The sequence below is a fragment of the Thermosulfurimonas sp. genome, from assembly GCF_015491435.1.
GTDB lineage: Bacteria > Desulfobacterota > Thermodesulfobacteria > Thermodesulfobacteriales > Thermodesulfobacteriaceae > Thermosulfurimonas_A.
On sequence record NZ_WFVX01000043.1, the window covers coordinates 1 to 5455 of the forward strand.

General features: G+C 62.4%; 5 protein-coding genes and 1 pseudogene. 4 read left to right on the forward strand and 2 right to left on the reverse strand.

The genetic code is table 11. From position 1 onward, the window contains the following. Together F8J34_RS01865 and F8J34_RS01870 are read left to right on the forward strand one after the other, a co-directional pair. Positions 1-379: RNA 3'-terminal phosphate cyclase (locus F8J34_RS01865; RefSeq protein WP_297055970.1), on the forward strand; the 379-nt coding region annotated here is incomplete at its 5' end. Next, entirely contained in the window at positions 363-1526 is a 1164-nt protein-coding gene (locus F8J34_RS01870) for an RNA ligase (RefSeq protein WP_297055973.1), read from the forward strand. The genes F8J34_RS01865 and F8J34_RS01870, both read left to right, overlap by 17 nt. Here the strand turns inward: F8J34_RS01870 and F8J34_RS01875 are convergent. After that, positions 1523-2554 carry a permease gene (locus F8J34_RS01875; RefSeq protein WP_297055976.1) on the reverse strand — a complete coding sequence of 344 codons (1032 nt, stop codon included), beginning with the start codon at positions 2552-2554 and terminating at the stop codon, positions 1523-1525. The two genes, F8J34_RS01870 and F8J34_RS01875, sit on opposite strands and share 4 nt — an antisense overlap. Positions 2555-2625: 71 nt before the next feature. On the opposite strand from F8J34_RS01875, the gene F8J34_RS01880 reads away from it, so the two are divergent. Together F8J34_RS01880 and F8J34_RS01885 are read left to right on the forward strand one after the other, a co-directional pair. Beyond that, positions 2626-3534, forward strand: coding sequence for a TIGR01777 family oxidoreductase (locus F8J34_RS01880; protein WP_297055978.1), 909 nt, complete (start codon positions 2626-2628; stop codon positions 3532-3534). After that, positions 3531-4877, forward strand: coding sequence for an ATP-dependent 6-phosphofructokinase (locus F8J34_RS01885; protein WP_297055981.1), 1347 nt, complete (start codon positions 3531-3533; stop codon positions 4875-4877). Before F8J34_RS01880 ends, F8J34_RS01885 begins: the two co-directional genes overlap by 4 nt. On the opposite strand, the pseudogene F8J34_RS01890 reads toward F8J34_RS01885, so the two are convergent. After that, a pseudogene (locus F8J34_RS01890) lies at positions 4864-5455 on the reverse strand (aldolase); the annotation flags it as partial. The gene F8J34_RS01885 and the pseudogene F8J34_RS01890 sit on opposite strands and share 14 nt — an antisense overlap.

Here is a 5455-nt window from a genome sequence, read left to right on the forward strand (position 1 = left end):
ACTGGAGACCGCCACCGTAAAGGCCTCCTCACCCGGAACCTTTGTGGGGGTGGTGGGGAGAGGAAAAACGGCCCGCGCCGGGGGTTTTGCTCTGGGAGCCCGGGGTAAACCCGCGGAAAGGGTGGCCGAGGAGGCCCTCCGGCCTTATCTTGAAGTCATGGACGCGGAGGCCGCGGTGGACGAATATCTGGCCGACCAAGTGCTCCTGCCCGCGGCCCTGGCCTCCGGAAAAACCGTCCTCCGCACCCCGCGTCTCACCCGTCATCTTCTGACCAACGCCTGGGTAATAGAACGGTTCCTCCCCGAGGTACGAATAGAGATCCGGGGTGAGGAGGGAAAAAGCGGAGAGGTGGAGATCCAGGGTGTGGCCCTATTCTAAAGAAGATCGGAAAAGGCTGGCGGAGATCTATCCCCATAACCCCCTTCTCCGGCGGTTTCCGCTTAAGGTCTGGGAGGAGGCCCTCTCCGAGGGCCGACTGCGGATGGTGCTGGGAACCCGAACCCCGCTTTTCCGCCTGCGGCGCGACTTCAAGGGCTTACCCAGCGGGACCATCTTCGGGCCGGAAACGGTCATCCCTTCCTTTCCTCATATCCCACGCATCTTTCGCCTGCGCACCGGAGTCCCCCGCTACCTCCAGGGTCCCTTCTGGGTGGAGGAAAAGATCGAGGGCTACAACGTGCGCCTTTTCCGGGTGGGGGACGAGATCCTGGCCGCAACCCGCAGGGGGTTTATCTGTCCCTTTGCCACCGACCGCTATCCGGATTTCTTACCCCGGCTGGAAGAGTTTTTCCGGGACCACCCCCATCTCTGTGTCTGCTGCGAGGTGGCCGGCCCGGGAAACCCCTTCGTGGGGGAATGGCCCCCTTATATCCAGGAAGACGTGCGCTTTTTTGTCTTCGATCTGATGCGTCTTCCGGAGGGAGAAGTGCTTCCGCCTCCGGAAAAATATCGGCTCCTTGCGGCCTACGAATTCCCCACCCCCGAGATCCACGGCCCCTTTACCCCGGACCGGCTGGACTCCCTCTATCAGCTCCTGCGACGTTACGATCAGGAGGGGCGCGAGGGGGTGGTACTCAAGTCCGCCGACGGCAAAATCTATCTCAAATACGTTACTCCGGTCTCCCATCTGGAGGATATTCGGGTGGTCTTCCCCTACCTGGGAGATGTCCCCTCGGAGTATCTCACCCATCGCCTGGTGCGTTACGTCCTCAGTCAATGGGAACTTTACGGGAAGCTTGAGGGAGAGACCTGGGAGAGGGTGGGAGCCAGGATCCTCTCCGGCCTTGGGGATCTCTTTTCCCGGCTGGACCGGGGCGAGGTGGTGAGCGAGACCTTCCGTCTGCGCTTCCGCACCCGACGGGCCTTTGAGGCCCTTCTGGCCCACTTTCGCCACGCTCAGGTCAAGGTGGAGGTACGGGAGGTGCGGGAGGAGGCCGGCTACCTGATGGTGGAGATAGTCAAGATCTATCCCCGGGCCACCTCCTTCTGGCGACAGAAACTGGAGGGGTTCTCGGTGGTGGATTAGGGCTGACAACCGCAGCCCGAGGTCGGGCCCGGGGAAAACCTCTTCCAGATCAGCTCCCGCACGAAGAGCCATCCCAGGAGCAGGGCCGCCAGGACGGAGACCAAACCCGGCCCCTCGGCGGAAACGGCCTTCGGACGCAGGAGAGTGGAGGGTACCAGTTGATCAAAGATCCATCCCGAGGCCAGGGCTGCGGCCATGAGGGTCCCCAGATAAAGCAGGGTCACCCTGCGGCCGAAGAATTTGGCCAGCACGGTAAGGGAGGTAAGGTTGGTGGCCGGGCCGGCCATGAGAAAGACCAGCACGCTCCCCGGACTGAACCCCTTGAGGAGCAGGGCGTATCCCAGGGGGATGGAAGCCGTGGCACAGAGATAGATAGGGATGCCCAGAAGCAGCATGGCCGGATAGGTAAGTCCGTGCGCCGCCAGGACCCGGGCCAGATCCGGAGGCAGGAGCAGGGCCGCCAGCGCGGCCAGGAAAAACCCCAGGAGCAAAGGACGGGCCATCTCCGCAAAGAGTTCCTCCACCGCATGGCGCAGGGAGGCCCGCATCTTCTCCCGGAAGGTATGAGTATGCGGCCCCTCCTGGTCGCAACAGAGACAGGAAAGCGCGGAGGAGGAAGAGAGGTCCCGGGGGCGGGTGGTCAGGGTGAGGACCAGGGCCACCAGCAGAGAAGCCGCCAGGGCTGAAAGAGGATAGGCCAGGGCGAAAAAACCCCCCAGAAGACCATAGGCCAGGAGAATAGCGTCGGCACTGGTCTGGGGCGTGGCCACCAGGAAGGCGAAGGTGGCCGGAAGACCGGCCCCGGAACGGTAGAGCCCCACCGCCGCCGGAAGCACCCCGCAACTGCAAAGGGGAAGCGGCAAACCGAAAAGGGCCGCCTTGAAGGCCCCGGTCAGCGAGTGTCCCCCCAGGTGACGCACCAGAAAGTCCTCCGGGATGAAGACCCGGAGAAGACCGGCGATAAAAAGCCCCACCAGGATATACGGAGCGCTCTCCACGAATAGATGCCCCAAAATCTTCAAGTACATCTCCAGCATCTGACCCTCCTGTGGAAATCCCAGTTTAACATCCCGAAGAAATTGCGGCTATAATGGAAGAGATGAAACGGGTCTTTGTTCTCGGGGGCACGGGATTTATCGGGCGACATCTCCTGCCAGCCCTTAAGGAACGGGGGTACGAGGTCTATGCCCTGGTCCGGAGTCGAAGCCGGATAGCCCTCCTTCCCCCGGGGGTGCGCCCGGTGCCCGGGGATCCCCTGCGCCCCGGAGATTGGCAGCGGGAAGCCGCCTCCTGCGAGGCCGGGATCAATCTGGCCGGCGCCAACATCTTTCGGCGCTGGAACGAGGAATACAAGCGTCTGTTGCGGGACTCCCGGGTCCTTTCCACCCGGTTCCTGGGTGAGGCCCTTCCCGAAGGGGCCACCCTGATCAACGCCTCGGCGGTGGGATATTACGGAGATTGCGGCGAGGAAGAGGTTACCGAGGACCATCCCCCGGGTCAGGACTTCCTGGCCCGCCTGTGTATGGACTGGGAAAAGGAGGCCCTGTCCCTGGAAAAGAAGGGGCTCCGGGTGGCCATCTCGCGTTTCGGCATCGTTCTGGGAAACGACGGAGGGGCCCTCCTCAAGATGCTTCCGGCCTTCCGGCTGGGCCTGGGCGGCCCCATCGGAGACGGGCGGCAGTGGTTCCCCTGGATCCATATCGCCGATGTGGTCTCGGGCCTGATCTTTCTTCTGGAGAATCCCGAAGCCCGGGGGCCTTTCAACTTCGTGGCCCCGGAGACAGTACGGCAAAGGGATTTCGCCCGGATGCTGGGGAAGGTCCTGCGCCGGCCGGCCCTGCTCCCGGCCCCGGTACGGCTGTTGCGGCTTGTCTTCGGGGAGGTGGCCTCGGTGCTCACCGCAGGATGCCGGGCCCGTCCCGGAAGGCTTCTGGAGCTGGGCTATACCTTCCTTTTCCCCAGGCTTAAAGAAGCCCTGGAAAATCTTCTCCAAGGAGGTCGATCATGAAACCCACCTGTTCGCTTTTTGATTTTCTGGAGGAAATCCCCGAGGATATCTCCACGGAGATAGAGAACCTGGGACCGGCCAGGATAGAGAACCCTCTGAACCTGCCGGAGGGATGTTTCGTCACCGATGAGATGCGGGTTACCCTTCGGGTCTCGGAAAGTTTCCTGCGCGAGGCCCTTAAGGAGGGGCGCCCTTTGCCTGCGGCGGAACTGGCCGGCCCCAGACCTTACATTTACTTTGACCCCTCCAAGACCCGGGCCGCGGTGGTGACCTGCGGGGGCCTCTGCCCGGGCATCAACGACGTAATACGATCCCTGGTCCTTACCCTCTATTACTCCTACGGAGTGCGTCACATCTACGGCATCCGCTACGGTCTCCAGGGGTTCATCCCCGCTTACGGACACGACGTGGTGGAACTATCCCCGCAGGTGGTGGAGGGGATCCACGAACTGGGCGGCACCTTCCTGGGCACCTCCCGGGGGCACCAACCCATCGACCAGATCGTGGATGCCCTGGAACGGATGAACATAAACATCCTCTTTATGATCGGCGGGGACGGCACCTTCCGGGCCGCGGCCAAGATCAAGGAGGAAATCTCGCGCCGCGGACTCAAGATCGCCGTGGTGGCCATCCCCAAGACCATCGATAACGACATCTGGCTGGTCTCCCGGACCTTCGGTTTCGTGACCGCGGTGGAGGAGGCCTGTAAGGCCATCCGCTGCGCCCATACCGAGGCCGTGGGGGCCCCCAACGGGATCGGTCTGGTCAAGGTCATGGGACGGTATTCCGGATTCATCGCCGCCGCCGCCACCCTGGCCACCCGGGAGGTCAATTTCTGTCTCATCCCGGAGGAGGACTTCGATCTGGAAGGGCCCCGCGGGCTGCTCGCCGCCCTGGAAAGGAGACTCGCGGCCCGGAAACACGCGGTCATCGTGGTAGCCGAGGGAGCCGGCCAGAAATACGTCCAGGGCGAAAAACCCGAATACGACCCCTCCGGGAACCTTAAACTGGGCGACATCGGAACCTTCCTGCGCGATCGGATCAAGGAATACTTCCGGGAAAAGGGCATCGAGGTTTACGTGCGTTACATCGACCCCAGCTATATCATCCGGAGCGTTCCGGCCTGTGTGGATGATCGAATCTACTGCGGGTTCCTGGGACAGTACGCGGTCCACGCCGCCATGGCCGGAAAGACCGGACTCATGATCGGCTACCTCAACCACCATTACGTGCACCTGCCCCTGAGCGAGGCCGTAAAACGCCGCAAACGGGTGAATACTCAGAGCCGTTTCTGGCTCTCGGTCCTGGAATCCACCGGTCAGGGCAGGCTCAAGAACGAATAACCTCGGAGACCAGCTCCAGGGTCCCGGTGACCTTGAGGGCCCGGAAGATGCGCTCGAAGGTCTCCTCCAGGCTCTGGATGATGGGAGCCTTTACCTCCTGGGGAAGATCCCACCACTCCTTCTTGAAGATCCCGAACCCTTTCTTGCGCACCTTGTAAATGAACTGGGCTTCGGTCCAGCCCTCCTTCCATTCCTGCCGCAGGTGCTCCTTGAGATAGGCGTAAATCTTCTGACGGAACTCCTCGGGAAGGGCGGGATGGTCGTAAAGGAGGTTCTGGAAACCGGTGGCCAGATGGATCTCCACACAACCCACCTCCGGGAAGAGATGGAAGAGTTCCTCCGGCAGGGTGGAGGCTCCGTGTTGTACCGCCCCGGCCATGCCGTATTCCCGGCGGGCGATTTCGGAAAGGGTGCGCAGGGTATCGAAGTCTATCTGCACCCGGGCCACGGAACCGTCCGGAAGCACCACCCCCCCATGACTGGAACCGGTCTGGACGCTGATCTTGGAAAGCCCGACCTCCCCCCGAAAGCACCGATTGAACCCCTCCATGAAGGCCCGAAGCTCCTCCGGGGTGCTG

What these genes read in the sequence shown, in the direction of transcription:
- F8J34_RS01885 (WP_297055981.1), top strand. Translation starts at nt 3,531, where the DNA reads ATGAAACCCACCTGTTCGCTTTTTGATTTTCTGGAGGAAATCCCCGAG.
- F8J34_RS01875 (WP_297055976.1), bottom strand. Translation starts at nt 2,554, where the DNA reads ATGTACTTGAAGATTTTGGGGCATCTATTCGTGGAGAGCGCTCCGTAT.
- F8J34_RS01880 (WP_297055978.1), top strand. Translation starts at nt 2,626, where the DNA reads ATGAAACGGGTCTTTGTTCTCGGGGGCACGGGATTTATCGGGCGACAT.